Annotated in this window: 16 protein-coding genes; all 16 read left to right on the forward strand. The window is 37.9% G+C overall.

Annotated features, from left to right (window positions below):
• The first annotated feature begins 36 nt into the window (after positions 1 to 36).
• The 16 genes from mraY to V2145_RS03455 all read left to right on the forward strand — a co-directional run bounded on the left by mraY (position 37) and on the right by V2145_RS03455 (position 15,013).
• Positions 37 to 1,011, forward strand: a complete 975-nt coding sequence (gene mraY / locus V2145_RS03380; RefSeq protein ID WP_094910610.1) for a phospho-N-acetylmuramoyl-pentapeptide-transferase — start codon at positions 37 to 39, stop codon at positions 1,009 to 1,011.
• Positions 1,012 to 2,361 carry a UDP-N-acetylmuramoyl-L-alanine--D-glutamate ligase gene (gene murD, locus V2145_RS03385; RefSeq protein ID WP_094910609.1) on the forward strand — a complete coding sequence of 450 codons (1,350 nt, stop codon included), beginning with the start codon at positions 1,012 to 1,014 and terminating at the stop codon, positions 2,359 to 2,361.
• A 54-nt stretch (positions 2,362 to 2,415) separates the two neighbouring features.
• Positions 2,416 to 3,522: a stage V sporulation protein E gene (gene spoVE / locus V2145_RS03390; protein WP_397428324.1), complete on the forward strand. Its 1,107-nt coding sequence runs from the start codon at positions 2,416 to 2,418 to the stop codon at positions 3,520 to 3,522.
• A 369-nt stretch (positions 3,523 to 3,891) separates the two neighbouring features.
• Entirely contained in the window at positions 3,892 to 4,797 is a 906-nt protein-coding gene (gene murB, locus V2145_RS03395; RefSeq protein ID WP_094910607.1) for a UDP-N-acetylmuramate dehydrogenase, read from the forward strand.
• Between the two features lie 142 nt (positions 4,798 to 4,939).
• On the forward strand, positions 4,940 to 5,713 hold the full coding sequence (locus V2145_RS03400) for a cell division protein FtsQ/DivIB (RefSeq protein ID WP_094910606.1): 774 nt from the start codon (positions 4,940 to 4,942) through the stop codon (positions 5,711 to 5,713).
• Positions 5,714 to 6,090: 377 nt separating this feature from the next.
• Positions 6,091 to 7,395 carry a cell division protein FtsA gene (gene ftsA / locus V2145_RS03405; RefSeq protein WP_094910605.1) on the forward strand — a complete coding sequence of 435 codons (1,305 nt, stop codon included), beginning with the start codon at positions 6,091 to 6,093 and terminating at the stop codon, positions 7,393 to 7,395.
• A 41-nt stretch (positions 7,396 to 7,436) separates the two neighbouring features.
• Positions 7,437 to 8,600, forward strand: coding sequence for a cell division protein FtsZ (gene ftsZ / locus V2145_RS03410; RefSeq protein ID WP_094910604.1), 1,164 nt, complete (start codon positions 7,437 to 7,439; stop codon positions 8,598 to 8,600).
• A gap of 200 nt (positions 8,601 to 8,800) precedes the next feature.
• The gene (gene spoIIGA / locus V2145_RS03415) at positions 8,801 to 9,721 is read left to right on the forward strand and encodes a sigma-E processing peptidase SpoIIGA (RefSeq protein ID WP_131888225.1); all 921 of its coding nucleotides are present in this window, start codon (positions 8,801 to 8,803) and stop codon (positions 9,719 to 9,721) included.
• Between the two features lie 29 nt (positions 9,722 to 9,750).
• A complete protein-coding gene (gene sigE / locus V2145_RS03420) occupies positions 9,751 to 10,470 on the forward strand; it encodes an RNA polymerase sporulation sigma factor SigE (RefSeq protein ID WP_025908846.1) in 720 nt (239 codons plus the stop codon).
• A gap of 147 nt (positions 10,471 to 10,617) precedes the next feature.
• Positions 10,618 to 11,397: an RNA polymerase sporulation sigma factor SigG gene (gene sigG, locus V2145_RS03425; protein WP_025908847.1), complete on the forward strand. Its 780-nt coding sequence runs from the start codon at positions 10,618 to 10,620 to the stop codon at positions 11,395 to 11,397.
• Between the two features lie 190 nt (positions 11,398 to 11,587).
• A complete protein-coding gene (locus V2145_RS03430; RefSeq protein ID WP_025908848.1) occupies positions 11,588 to 11,842 on the forward strand; it encodes a YlmC/YmxH family sporulation protein in 255 nt (84 codons plus the stop codon).
• A gap of 75 nt (positions 11,843 to 11,917) precedes the next feature.
• On the forward strand, positions 11,918 to 12,742 hold the full coding sequence (gene pgeF, locus V2145_RS03435; RefSeq protein ID WP_311856846.1) for a peptidoglycan editing factor PgeF: 825 nt from the start codon (positions 11,918 to 11,920) through the stop codon (positions 12,740 to 12,742).
• 7 nt (positions 12,743 to 12,749) lie between these two features.
• Positions 12,750 to 13,424, forward strand: coding sequence for a YggS family pyridoxal phosphate-dependent enzyme (locus V2145_RS03440; RefSeq protein WP_094910601.1), 675 nt, complete (start codon positions 12,750 to 12,752; stop codon positions 13,422 to 13,424).
• A 23-nt stretch (positions 13,425 to 13,447) separates the two neighbouring features.
• Positions 13,448 to 13,915: a cell division protein SepF gene (locus V2145_RS03445; RefSeq protein WP_131888224.1), complete on the forward strand. Its 468-nt coding sequence runs from the start codon at positions 13,448 to 13,450 to the stop codon at positions 13,913 to 13,915.
• Between the two features lie 6 nt (positions 13,916 to 13,921).
• Positions 13,922 to 14,191: a YggT family protein gene (locus V2145_RS03450; protein ID WP_025908851.1), complete on the forward strand. Its 270-nt coding sequence runs from the start codon at positions 13,922 to 13,924 to the stop codon at positions 14,189 to 14,191.
• Positions 14,192 to 14,239: 48 nt separating this feature from the next.
• Entirely contained in the window at positions 14,240 to 15,013 is a 774-nt protein-coding gene (locus V2145_RS03455) for a YlmH family RNA-binding protein (RefSeq protein ID WP_330987317.1), read from the forward strand.
• The last annotated feature ends 10 nt before the right edge of the window (positions 15,014 to 15,023 follow it).

A 15,023-nucleotide genomic window follows, 5' to 3' on the forward strand; every position in this document is an offset into this window, starting at 1 on the left:
AAGAAACATCAATACATTCAATGAGGAGGGAATGACATGCTAGAGCCAGCTATTTTATTAACCATCGGCTTAGCCTTCCTCATTACGGTTCTATTGTCGCCGGTATTCATTCCGTTTTTACGAAGATTAAAGTTTGGTCAGAGTATTCGAGATGAAGGACCAAAATCACACCAGAAAAAATCTGGAACCCCTACAATGGGTGGAATTATGATTTTACTATCAATCATTGTGGCTACGCTTATCATGGCTAATCAATATGCAGAAGTAACATATCGCACATTCCTACTGTTATTTGTAACAATTGGCTTTGGATTGTTAGGTTTCCTAGATGATTTTATTAAGGTAGTATTAAAGCGAAATTTAGGTTTAACATCAAAGCAAAAGTTTTTAGGGCAAGTGGTTATTGCGATTATTTTTTACTTCATCGCTAGGCAATTTGAGTTTTCAACTGAGGTAACCATTCCAGGAATTCCAACACCAATTGATCTTGGTTGGTTCTATGTTATCTTCTTAATTATTTGGTTAGTTGGTTTCTCAAACGCAGTAAACTTAACAGACGGTCTAGATGGTTTAGTATCAGGTACAAGCGCAATTTCCTTTGGTGCTTTTGCTGTTTTAGCATGGAATGTAGGTCAATTTGAAATCTCTATTTTTTCAGTCGCTGTTGTAGGCGCGGTTCTAGGCTTTTTAGTATTTAATGCATATCCAGCAAAAGTGTTTATGGGAGATACAGGTTCACTAGCCTTAGGCGGAGCTATTGCAACGATTGCGATTTTAATGAAAATGGAATTTTTACTTGTTATTATTGGCGGTGTTTTTGTTATTGAGACATTATCCGTTATGATTCAGGTAGCATCATTTAAAACAACGGGCAGACGCGTGTTCAAAATGAGTCCATTACATCATCACTATGAGCTAAGCGGTTGGTCCGAGTGGCGCGTTGTTATGACATTTTGGGCTGTAGGGTTATTGTTTGCAATGCTGGGAATTTACATTGAGGTGTGGATATAAGTGAAAACAATTGATGGTTATCAAGGTAAACAAGTCCTTATTTTAGGGCTTGCAAAAAGTGGTTTAGCAGCAGCGAAACTTGTGAAGAGTTTAGGAGCAAAAGTGGTTGTAAATGATCAGAAACCATATGAGGAAAATGATGCAGCTCAGCAGCTTGAAGCGATTGGAATTAAAGTCGTTTGTGGTCATCATCCGTTAGAGCTACTTGATGGCGTGGAGGTTATTATAAAGAATCCCGGGATTCCTTATTCCAATCCTCTGCTTCAAGAAGCATTAAAGCGCAAGCTCTCAATTATTACTGAAGTAGAACTAGCATATCAAATTAGCGAAGCACCTTTCATAGGGATCACAGGGAGTAACGGCAAAACAACAACTACTACGTTAATTTATAAAATGCTAGAAGAGGATCGTAAAAGTCCGCTAATTGCAGGTAATATTGGTACAGTGGCTTGTGAAGTAGCGCAGGAAGCAAAGCCGGGAAACGTTATTGTGACGGAACTTTCTTCTTTTCAATTGATGGGTATTGAAACGTTTAAACCTAAGATTTCTTTATTCTTGAATCTATTTGAAGCGCACCTAGATTACCACGGTACAAAGGAAGAGTATGCGCAAGCAAAAGCAAATATCTTTAAAAATCAAACACAAGATGATTTTGCTGTAGTTAACATGGATGATTCAGAAGTAAAAAAAGCAAGTAAAAGTATTGCTGCACAAATTGTGCCGTTTTCTGTTAATGAAGAAGTAAAAGACGGTGCCTACCTATTAAACAACCAGCTTTACTTCCGCAACGAAGCGGTTATGAATGTAAAAGATGTTGTTTTACCCGGTAAGCATAATTTAGAGAATATTTTAGCAGCGATTGCGGTCGTTAAGTTATTAGGTTGTTCAAATGAAGCGATATATCGAGTGCTTACAACATTTGCAGGAGTTAAACATCGCGTTCAGTATGTGACAACCATTAACAAACGTAAATTCTACAACGACTCTAAAGCTACTAATATATTGGCAACAAAAGTAGCGCTGTCTGCTTTTACACAGCCTACCATTTTGTTAGCTGGTGGATTGGACCGAGGTAATGAGTTTGATGAATTAAAGCCATCGTTTGAACATGTGAAAGCTGTTATTACATTTGGTGAAACGGCACCAAAAATTGAGCGTGTCGCAAAAGAAGCAGGAATACAAGTCGTTAAACGTGTCGATAATGTTAAACAAGCAGTAATTGAAGCATATGACTGTTCAGAAGAAGATGATGTTGTACTATTATCTCCAGCTTGTGCAAGCTGGGATCAGTTCAAAACTTTTGAAGAACGTGGAGACATGTTTATCAAGTCTGTGCATAAACTGAAATAAGGGCTTGTCTAAACACCTAGAAAACAAGAGCCCTAATCTATTGTTTCGAGGTGCATGACATTGTCGACGAAAAGGTCTACGCCAGATTTTTTTCTTATAATCGTTACACTATCTCTTTTAACGATTGGACTTATTATGGTTTACAGTGCAAGCGCGGTATGGGCTACATATAAGTTTGAGGATTCATTCTTTTTTGCTAAGCGTCAGCTTTTATTTGCTGGGCTCGGCATATGTGCTATGTTTGTCATCATGAACATTGACTATTGGACGTGGCGCACGTGGTCCAAAACGCTTGTCATTATTTGTTTTGTACTATTAATATTGGTTTTGATTCCGGGTGTAGGTTTAGTAAGGAACGGTTCTCAAAGTTGGATAGGTGTAGGCGCTTTTTCAATTCAGCCGTCGGAATTTATGAAGTTCGCAATGATTACCTTTTTAGCCAAATATTTATCGGAGAATCAAAAGAACATAACCTCTTTTAAAAAAGGCATGCTACCAGCTTTATCTTTTGTTTTCTTAGCTTTTGGTATCATTATGCTTCAGCCGGATTTAGGAACAGGAACCGTACTAGTTGGAACATGTATCGTTATGATTTTTGTCTCAGGAGCTCGTATTAGTCACTTTGTAGGTCTAGGGTTATTGGGGATTGGAGGATTTGTTGTACTTGTACTATCTGCTCCATATCGAATTAAACGAATTACATCGTTTTTAGATCCATGGGAAGATCCGTTAGGAAGTGGTTTTCAAATTATTCAATCCTTATATGCAATTGGACCAGGAGGGCTTTTAGGGTTAGGCTTGGGACAAAGCAGACAGAAGTTCTTCTACCTCCCAGAGCCTCAAACAGATTTTATCTTTGCGATTTTGTCAGAAGAGCTTGGTTTTATAGGAGGCTCACTAGTTTTAGTGTTATTTAGTTTGTTATTATGGCGTGGTATACGAGTAGCTCTAGGTGCGCCCGATTTGTACGGTAGTTTCTTAGCGCTTGGGATTATTTCAATGGTTGCTATTCAGGTTATGATTAATATTGGAGTAGTAACTGGATTAATGCCGGTAACCGGTATTACACTGCCTTTTTTAAGTTATGGAGGCTCTTCACTAACCTTAATGCTTGCCGCAGTAGGAGTGTTGCTGAATGTTAGCCGCTATTCTCGCTATTAAAGATACGATACTAATGTAACGATAAACCGTCAATGAAACCTATGAAAAATAGGTGTTAATTGGCGGTTTATTTTGTTTCTTTACAGGTGTATGATATTTTTGAATGAAATGTTTTAAAAATGTAATGTTGTCATAACCAAATCTACTGTCAACTATGATATGATGTGAAAGATTGAGTGTTTTTTTATAATAAGCTAGCAAACCCTATTTACATAGGTTATTGCATGAAATATATTAAAACAATTGATAAAATAATATTGAAAGCTTCACTAAAATCTAAAATAGACGTACATTCTTTAGGTGAATGTCATACGATAAATAAATGTAATGATGGATGACAACAGTAAAAATGGTTAGTAGGAGGTTCTTATGGAAGCGTTAGTAAAAGAATTAATGGAATTAAATATTGGAAGAGTTCGTGAAAACGAACCGTTGTCCAAGCATACAACAATGAAGATTGGTGGGCCTGCAGATGTTCTTTTAGAACCAAGCTCTGTAGAAAATCTAAAAATAGCAATGGACATTATTCGCAAGCATAACGTGAAGTGGAGAGCTATTGGACGCGGCTCTAACCTATTAGTGTCAGATAAAGGAATTGAGGGTGTTGTCATTAAGCTTGGAGCAGGACTTGATGATTTACAAATTGACGGTGAGCGCGTTACAGTAGGTGGAGGATACCCTAGTATTAAACTTGCTACTGTTATTACCAAACAAGGTTTATCAGGGCTTGAATTTTCAAGTGGTATTCCAGGTTCAGTGGGCGGTGCAGTTTATATGAATGCAGGTGCTCATGGTTCTGACATGTCACAAATACTAGAAAAAGCTTACATTTTGTTTGAAGACGGAACGTTAGAATGGCTTTCAAATGAAGAGATGAAGTTTTCGTACCGCAACTCAATCTTACAAAAAGAGCGCCCAGGAGTTTGCGTGCAGGCAGTTCTACAGCTAAAGAAAGGAACTCGCGATGAAATCGTAGGGGTTATGCAAAAAAACAAAGATTATCGTCGTGAAACTCAGCCTTGGAACTTCCCTTGTGCAGGTAGTATTTTCAGAAATCCACTACCAAACTATGCGGGAGATTTAATTGAAAAGTCTGGCTTAAAAGGTTACTCAATCGGTGGAGCTCAAATTAGTGAAATGCACGGTAACTTTATTGTGAATACAGGCAACGGCACGGCAAGCGATGTCTTAGCATTGATTGATTATGTGAAAAAAACAATTAAAGAGCGCTTTGACATTGATATGCACACAGAAGTAGAAATAATAGGTCGTTAATGATAAAACAATGGAAAAAAGTGCAAAAACCAAGGGGATGGATCTTGATTGTATGCTATAATCAAGGTATTCTAACAAAGAATTTGGGAAAATGAGTAAGGGAGAGCAGGGAGCTTTCTCAACAGGGTAAGGGTGAAACAAAATGGATAAAGATAAAAGCAAGTTAATTGTTCTTGAAGATCGCGTGCCTAAGCTAAAAGAGCAGCGTAAGCATAAAGCAAATAGGCGGCTTATCTTTTATTTATCACTCTTTTTCATCCTTATTCTATTCATTGTATATTCGCAGTCATCCCTGAGTAATATTTCAAAAATTGAAGTTATAGGGAACGAATATGTGGGTAGTAAGGATGTTATAAAAGCAAGCAACCTAACAAATAAAACAAGCTATTGGGAAGTCGACAAAGATAAGGTCAGTGAGATGGTAGAAAAGCATCCTGAAATTCAAACAGCGACGATTATTAAAAGCTTTCCTAATAAGGTAACAATTAAAGTGAAAGAATACGAGCGCACAGCATACGTATTTTCAAACGGTACATATTTCCCCGTCAATGAAAATGGAAAAGTTCTCAAAGCAATCAAGAGCAGCGAAATGATATCAAGTGCTCCTTTGCTTGTAGAATGGAATGACCCAGAAGCTATTCAAGAGATGGTACAGGAACTAGCGAAGACGCCGGTAAGCCTTGCAAGTTCTATTTCAGAGATTTATTATACGCCTACCAAAGCAGAACCCCTTCAAGTTGAGGTGTTTATGAACGATGGTAGAGAAGTTAGTGCTAAGATTAAAAATTTCTCAGAAAAAATCGTGTACTATCCGGCTATTGTAAAAGAGCTAACGCCAGAACAACAAGGTGTAATTGATCTGGAAGGAAACTCTTTTACACCATATAAGAAAAATGAACAGAAGAGCGATGAATAGCTGCCCATTCTTTGAATGGATAGAAATAACAGCGAGTGCAGAACATGATATAACCTTAATGTGTTAAAAAAGGTAACATAATTAGGTAAACGTTGAAATTTCGCTTTTCTAGCTTTCATTCATGGTGTAGACTTATAGTTATAGTAAATAGTTATTCTATGAAAAAATATGCGTTCAGTACAAAACTGTATTCAAACCGATTAACTGAATGAAATTGAAAGATTAACATGAAAAAGTCGAAAAAAATTGAATTTACAAAAGGGAAACAGCTTAGTTTGTTGAATATTTTCATATAATAAAAGCTAAATTGAAAGTTTGTTGTTCTTCTGACGTCAAAGTAGTAAAGATGTGTAGAATGTAAAAGGAGGTGCCAAAGAATGAACAGCAATGAAATATACGTTAGTTTAGACATCGGTACATCCAGTGTGAAAGTAATCATCGGAGAGATGAGTAACGATTCATTGAATATCATTGGTGTAGGGAATGTAAAGTCACACGGGTTAAAAAAAGGTTCTATCGTTGATATAGACGCAACAGTTCAATCAATTAGAAAAGCAATAGAACAAGCTGAAAGAATGGTTGGCATTACAATTAAAAAGGTAGTCGTAGGCATTAGTGGGAACCACGTGTTTTTACAAGATTGTCATGGAGTCGTGGCGGTATCAAGTGAAAATCGTGAAATTGCTAATGAAGATATTCACCGAGTAATTGATGCAGCACAAGTCATGTCCATTCCACCTGATCGTGAAATCATTGATGTTATTCCGAAGCAGTTTATCGTAGATGGATTAGAGGGAATTAATGATCCTCGTGGGATGATTGGCGTACGCTTAGAAATGGAAGGCACAATTATTACAGGGTCTAGAACGGTGTTACATAACTTATTACGCTGTGTAGAGAGAGCCGGTTTAGAAATCAGTGATATTTGCTTACAGCCACTTGCCTCTGGTTCAATTGCTTTATCTCGCGATGAAAAAAACCTAGGAGTTGCACTGGTTGATATCGGCGGAGGCTCTACGACTATTGCTATTTTCGATCAAGGACATTTAAAAGTGACGACCGTAGTAGCAGTTGGTGGGGAACATATTACAAAGGATTTATCGATTGGACTTCGAACATCAACAGAAGATGCAGAAGCTATTAAAATTAAGCATGGACATGCTTTCTATGACCATGCATCCGAAGAAGAGGTTTTTAGCGTACCTATTATTGGTAGCGATCAGCACCAGCAGTTTAATCAACTAGAAATCTCTGATATTATCGAAGCAAGATTAGAAGAGATTTTTGAAATGATAACGCAGGAAGTGAACCGTTTAGGATACAGAGATATTCCTGGTGGTTTTGTTTTAACAGGTGGCGTTGTAGCAATGCCAGGCATTTTAGAACTAGCACAAGTTGTGTTGAAAAATAACGTGCGCATTGCTGTACCTGATTATATTGGAGTTCGTGAGCCGCATTACACTACTGGTGTAGGCCTCATTAAGTTCGCTTATAAAAATGCAAAAATTCAAGGGCGTGAAATTGGAGCCCCAGTTGTGGAAGAACAGGTGTTTGAGGAAGAGTTTGTTCCAGCAGCGAAACCTCAGCAGCAACAAGTACAGCCACAGCAGTCAAGTGAGAAGCCAAAAAAGAAAAATGACCAAAATTTAATGAAGAAGTTCTTTGGATACTTCTTTGATTAACGTTACGGATTGGTAATTTCGATGAATTAGGAGGAACTATCATGTTGGAGTTTGATACAAGTGTAGACCAATTAGCAACGATAAAAGTAATCGGTGTAGGGGGCGGCGGTAACAACGCAGTAAACCGTATGATTGAACACGGTGTTCAAGGTGTAGAATTTATTGCAGTTAATACGGATGCCCAAGCGCTAAATTTATCAAAAGCAGAAACAAAAATGCAAATCGGCGCTAAGCTTACTCGTGGTCTTGGTGCTGGAGCCAATCCAGAGGTAGGGAAAAAAGCAGCGGAAGAAAGTAAAGAGCAAATTCAAGAAGCCTTAAAAGGTGCAGATATGGTGTTCGTTACTGCAGGTATGGGTGGTGGAACAGGAACTGGTGCTGCTCCTGTTATCGCTCAAATTGCAAGAGAACTCGGCGCTTTAACAGTAGGTGTTGTTACACGTCCGTTCACATTTGAGGGGCGTAAACGTTCTACTCAAGCAGCTGGTGGTATCGCTTCTATGAAAGAAGCTGTTGATACGCTAATTGTTATTCCAAACGATCGTTTATTAGAAATCGTAGATAAAAACACACCAATGCTTGAAGCATTCCGTGAAGCAGATAACGTACTACGTCAAGGTGTGCAAGGTATCTCTGATTTAATCGCGGTACCTGGACTTATCAACTTAGACTTTGCCGATGTAAAAACAATTATGTCTAACAAAGGCTCTGCATTGATGGGGATTGGTATTGCAACAGGTGAAAATCGTGCGGCCGAAGCAGCTAAAAAAGCTATTTCAAGCCCATTGCTTGAAACATCAATTGATGGTGCGCAAGGCGTACTAATGAACATTACTGGTGGAACAAACTTAAGCCTGTATGAAGTTCAAGAAGCAGCTGACATTGTCGCTTCTGCATCAGATCAAGAAGTAAACATGATTTTTGGTTCGGTTATCAATGAAAATCTAAAAGACGAAATCGTTGTTACAGTTATTGCGACAGGCTTTAGTGATCAAGACCTATCTCAAGGTAAGCCGGGACGTCCATCTTTAACAGCTAACCGTGTGCCGCAACAGCAACAGCCTGTGGCTGCTCCGCCAAAGCGTGAAGTGAAGCGTGAAGAGCCTGTTCAACAAGAATATTCTCGTCCAACGCAGCCTCAATCGTCATCAGATGATGCTTTAGATATTCCAACGTTCTTACGTAACCGAAATCGTAGACGCTAAAAAAATGCGCTGATCTTAAAAGAGATCAGCGTGTTTTTTTTTTTTTATTCTTTGTTCAATAGATAAAGAATGACAAATATCGGATTATTTCCTCAAAAATACTGCTTGTTTCTCCCCATGAAATGACAGACTTTCTACTAGATTATGCTTTATACTAATTTTTAACAAAAGAGATTAAGAGGAATGGAGAGGTTCAATCATTGCCAATCTATTTAGATTTAATCTGGATTCTTAATTTTGGATTAGATACGATTTTGCTACTTTTATGCGCAACGGTTTTAAAGCGGCAGTTTAAATGGTGGCGACTTTGCTTAGGGGGATTTATTGGCTCTTTAATTGTACTTCTTATGTTTACTGAATTTTCTCATATTATGCTCCATCCTGCAGTTAAAATTATGTTCTCCCTCATTATGGTGTTAGTAGCTTTTGGGTATAAGCGTCTGCGTTTCTTTGTTGAAAATTTATTGACATTGTACTTTTCAACGTTTGTCGTAGGTGGTGGATTAGTAGGAATTCATTTCCTATTTGATCAACAATATTTGCTGGTAGATGAAATGGTGAGCACACAACCGCAGTTTGGAGACCCTATCAGCTGGTTATTTGTATGCATAGGTTTCCCTATTCTAGCCTATTTCTCTAAGGCGAGAGTTGAAGATATGAAAATGAAAAATATTACATTTGATCAGCTAGCAGATGTGAAGGTTAGTTTAAACGGTGTAGAAATTCATACAAAAGGTCTTATTGATAGCGGTAACCAACTTGTTGATCCATTAACGAAAACACCTGTTATGATTGTTGCAGCTTCCTTACTTGAAGAAGTCCTTCCTTCCTCCCTGCTTCAATTAAGTAAAAATGTCCAATCATTTTCGCATGATGAGGATATTGATCACGACTGGTATGCGAGAGTTAGATTTGTGCCGTATCGAAGTGTTGGACAGTCTAATCAGCTATTGATGGCTTTAAAGCCTGATCACGTAAAGATTGTTCACAACTCCCAGGAAATTCATGTTGAAAAGGTGTTGATTGGAATTAGCCATACAACATTATCGGTTGAAGGACAATATGAATCAATTATTCATCCGAAGCTATTAGTCATTGGAGAAGTCAGCTCAGCTTCTTAATTTAAACAAAAATAAAAGGGGGAATTTGAATGTCTACATATCGTATTAGGTTACAGTTATGGTGGTACAAGTTATTAATCAAGTTAAAAATTAAAACGGATGAAGTATATTATATTGGCGGGAGCGAAGCATTGCCGCCACCTTTAACAAAAGATGAAGAAGAAGTATTACTGAAAAAACTTCCTTCTGGTGATGAGGCAGCAAGATCTTTATTAATTGAGCGCAACTTACGCTTAGTTGTTTATATTGCACGTAAATTTGAAAATACGGGGATTAATATTGAGGATTTAATTAGTATTGGGACAATAGGGTTAATAAAAGCAGTAAATACGTTTAATCCAGAAAAGAAGATTAAGCTAGCTACGTACGCATCGAGATGTATTGAAAATGAAATTCTCATGTACTTACGCCGCAACAATAAAATTCGTTCAGAAGTTTCGTTTGATGAGCCATTAAATATTGATTGGGATGGGAATGAGCTTTTGCTTTCGGATGTGATGGGTACTGAGGAAGATATCATTACAAAAGACTTAGAAGCCAATGTGGACAGGAAGCTCTTACTAAAGGCTCTACATCAGCTAAATGATCGTGAAAAACAAATTATGGAGTTAAGATTTGGATTAGCGGGTGGAGAAGAGAAAACACAAAAGGATGTAGCCGATATGCTTGGCATTTCTCAATCGTATATTTCACGATTAGAAAAAAGAATTATTAAAAGGCTTCGAAAAGAATTTAATAAAATGGTGTAATAAAATGCGGTAACAAGTAGGAGTTCTGATCCTGTTGTTACCGCATTTTGTTTCAGGAATAAAATGTAAGAAATTTGAATGTGCATATTTTTTCCTTTCAAGGAGATACTGAACTCAGAACATCATCTCCTGTGAGGAGGGAAAGAATTGACAAGAAATAAAGTAGAAATTTGTGGAGTAGATACTTCAAAGCTTCCTGTATTGAAGAATGATGAGATGCGCCTTTTATTTAAGGAGCTGCAAGCTGGTGATGAAACCGCTCGTGAGAAATTAGTGAGCGGTAATCTACGTCTTGTTCTAAGTGTAATTCAACGCTTTAATAACCGCGGAGAATTCGTTGATGATTTATTTCAAGTAGGCTGTATTGGGCTTATGAAATCCATCGACAACTTTGATTTAGGACAAAACGTGAAATTTTCTACATATGCTGTTCCGATGATTATTGGAGAAATTCGACGCTACTTGCGAGACAATAACCCAATTCGAGTATCGAGATCATTAAGAGACATTGCATATAAGGCACTTCAAGTGCGAGAAAGATTAATGAGTGAAACATCAAAAGAACCAACTGCAGAAGAAATAGCCAAAGTATTAGAAGTTCCACATGAAGATATTGTATTTGCGTTAGACGCTATTCAAGATCCAGTATCATTATTTGAGCCTATCTATAATGATGGAGGAGATCCTATTTATGTGATGGATCAGCTTAGTGACGAGCGAAATCGTGATTCTACTTGGATTGAAGAAATAGCCTTACAGGAAGGGATGCGTCGACTAAATGAGAGAGAAAAGCTAATTTTACGAAAGCGCTTCTTTCAAGGAAAGACTCAAATGGAAGTGGCTGATGAAATTGGGATTTCACAAGCACAGGTATCTCGTTTAGAAAAAGCAGCCATTAAACAGATGAATAAGAACATTCAAAGCTAATATTTTTGGCTTCATACGTATGATAAACCGCCGCATAGATTACTCTGTGCGGCGGTTTGTTTGATAGAAGAAAAAGCGCGTAAAATTACCTTTTCTTTCATGAAACCACTCAAGTTTAAATATACATATACAAAGGGATTTTTTCGTTTCTTAAAATGACGTGTTGGATAAGAGAGTAGGGGGAATAGGGATGTTAAAGATTTCTGAATTTCAAATTAAAGATGTAGTTAACGTAGCAGACGGCAAGCGATTAGGGCATGTGGGAGACATTGATATTGATTTGGCTACTGGTAAAATTCAGGCAATCGTCATCGGTAATTCAAGAATGCTTGGTTTTTTTGGGAAGGAAGAGGAAATTGTTATTCCGTGGCGAAACATCGTAAAGATTGGTTCTGACGTTATTTTAGTACGCTATAAAGACAGCTATGAACTTGAAGAGAATTAATGTATTTTTATAAACAGCTATTCTCAATCTGTGGTACAATATTTGAGAACAATAGATAAAGGGTGTGTCACATACATGAATAAAGCTGCTTTTACAAAAAGCCATCATGAATCGTTTATGTGGCTTCGTCCATGGATGAATGAAAATAGTCAGCTGATTAGTGGCTTTACGACTAAAAATGGTGGGGTAAGTGAGCTCCAGTTTACGTCATTCAATCTAGGACTGCACGTACATGACAACAAAGAACACGTTATTTTAAATAGAGAAATGTTAGCTAACCATCTAAATATGCCCTTATCAAGTTGGATTTGCGCTGAACAAGTACATAATTCAGTTGTACAAAAAGTAACGCGTAAGCAATCAGGAAAGGGAACGCATGTTTATGATGATGGAGTTGCACAAACAGATGGAATTTATACAAATGAATCAAACGTCTTGTTAGCACTATGCTATGCGGACTGCGTGCCTCTATATTTTTATGCTCCAAACCATCATATAGTAGGACTAGCTCATGCTGGATGGCAAGGAACGGTTAAAGATATTGCAGGTGAGATGGTTCGAAAATGGGTACAGGAAGAGAGAATACCTGTTGAAGATATTTATGCTGCTGTAGGTCCAGCGATTGAATCATGTTGCTATATTGTCGATGACCGCGTCATTTCAGCAGTGAACAAGATAGCGCCATCAGCGGACGTATATGTGCAAACTTCTCCCAATCAATATCGATTAGATTTGAAAAAACTAAACGTTTATTTGATGAAAAAAGCTGGTGTGAATGAAGCGAATATTACCGTTTCATCCTATTGTACAAGCTGTGAAGATGATCTATTCTTTTCGCATCGTCGCGATCAAGGTAAAACAGGTCGTATGTTTAGCTTTATAGGTTTTAAGGAGGATTGACTACATAGTGACAGCAAGCGTAGCAAGCAATTTAGAACAAGTAAAAGAACAAATTAAACTAGCCTGTGAGAAGGTAGGGCGTCATCCAGAAGAAGTAAAGGTTGTAGCGGTGACAAAATACGTATCTACTGAACGTGCACAAGAGGCCGTAGCTGCAGGTCTTATACACCTAGGAGAAAATCGTGACGAAGGTATGACGGAGAAATATGAGACAATTAGTAACAACGCTACATGGCACTTTATTGGGACGCTTCAAACGCGTAAAGTGAAAAATATTATCAACCAAGCATCGTACATCCACTCGTTAGATCGCTTATCGCTAGCAAAAGAAATTAATAAACGAGCAAGTGAACCAGTAAAATGTTTTGTGCAAGTAAATGTTGCCGAAGAAGAGTCTAAACATGGGCTATCAGCTGATGAGGTTGTTCCGTTTATTCAAGCATTAGAGGAATACCCAAATGTTCAAGTGGTTGGACTAATGACAATGGCTCCTCATACAGATGATGAGCAGGTCTTACGAAGTTGTTTTAAAGACCTAAAAAAGCTACAGCAAGAAATTCAAACTCTTAATTTACGCTATGCTCCTTGCCAAGAGCTCTCAATGGGAATGTCAAATGATTATCAAATTGCTATTGAAGAAGGAGCAACATTTATTCGATTAGGAACCACGCTGGTTGGTTAAGAACGTTAAGGAGGTGTCAGGCGATGAGTATGAAGAATCGTTTTAAAAGCTTTTTTGCCATGGATGATGAAACAGAAGAGTACGTAGAAGAAAGATACGATCAAAAAGAATATGACAATGAACCTGCTGCTGTTCAACCTTCTAAGGCCCAAAAGCAAGTGAACAGTCAGCAACAAAATGTTATAAGCTTACAAAGCGTACAAAAGTCATCAAAGATGGTTTTATCTGAACCACGAGTCTATGCCGAAGCCCAAGATATTACCGACCATTTAAAGAACCGCAAAGTCGTTGTTGTAAATTTACAGCGCATTCAGCGTGATCAAGCAGTAAGAATAGTCGACTTTTTAAGCGGAACGGTTTATGCTTTAGGTGGTGACATTCAAAAAATCGGAACCGATATTTTTTTATGTACGCCAGACAATGTCGATGTTAGTGGCAGCATTTCAGATATGCTCACTGAACATGAAACAAGCAACGTAAAGAGGTGGTAACCGTATATGGAAATCGTACTTAGGATTTTACTCCAACTAATCGAGATTTACTCTTGGGCACTCATTATTTACATTTTTATGTCGTGGGTTCCGGATATTCGTGCATCTCGATTTGGACAAATGCTGGGAAGCATTTGTGAACCTTACCTTGAGCCGTTTCGACGAATCATTCCTCCGCTTGGAATGATTGATCTCTCACCATTGGTAGCTATTCTTGTGCTACGTTTTGCAAGTGGTGGACTCGTATCGCTATTTAGAATGTTAGGGTTCATATAAAAAGGAATCATTTGATTCCTTTTTTACATATGAGCAAGGAGAGTAGACATGTCTATTTATCAACATTTTCGAGAAGAAGAACGAGCATTTATTGACCTCGTATTGGAGTGGAAAGAAGATGTTCTTAATCAATATAGCCCAAAGCTGACGGACTTTTTAGACCCTCGCGAGCAGCAGATTGTTTCAGCTATCATTGGAACAGAAGGAGAAGTGCTTGTTTCGTTTGACGGTGGAAGTGAACAAGGAGAACGAAGGCGAGCACTTTTGTATCCTGATTATTATGAGGCGAGAGATGAAGATTTTCAACTGAGCTACTACGAGCTGCACTATCCTAGTAAGTTTGTAAACGTGGAGCATCCTCAAGTATTAGGAGCTTTAATGTCGCTTGGGTTAAAACGGTCGAAGTTTGGTGATATTTTAGTGCAAGATGAGCGGATACAGCTGGTTATTGCCGATGAAATATCTTCTTACGTAGAAGCAAACTTCACTTCAGTGGGAAAAGCAAAAATATCCCTTGTGAAAAAAGGGCGTACAGAGTTGCTTCAAATTCAAAGTGAATTTCAGGAAAAAACGTATACCGTATCATCCATGCGGTTAGACGTTTTACTATCTACCATTTACAATCTATCTCGTCAAAAAGTGCAGCCGTTTATTGGTAATGGAGCGGTAAAAGTAAATTTTAAAACGGTTGAACAGCCTTCTTTTGAATGCAAAGCAGAAGATGTGCTTTCGTTAAGAGGGTTTGGTCGAAGTAAGGTCATATCCATTGAAGGGAAGACAAAAAAAGACAAGTGGCGAGTAGTTGTAGGAAAACAACAATAACAAAAATTGT

It is taken from the genome of Priestia sp. GS2 (assembly GCF_036409025.1).
GTDB classification, from domain to species: Bacteria; Bacillota; Bacilli; order Bacillales; family Bacillaceae_H; genus Priestia; species Priestia aryabhattai_A.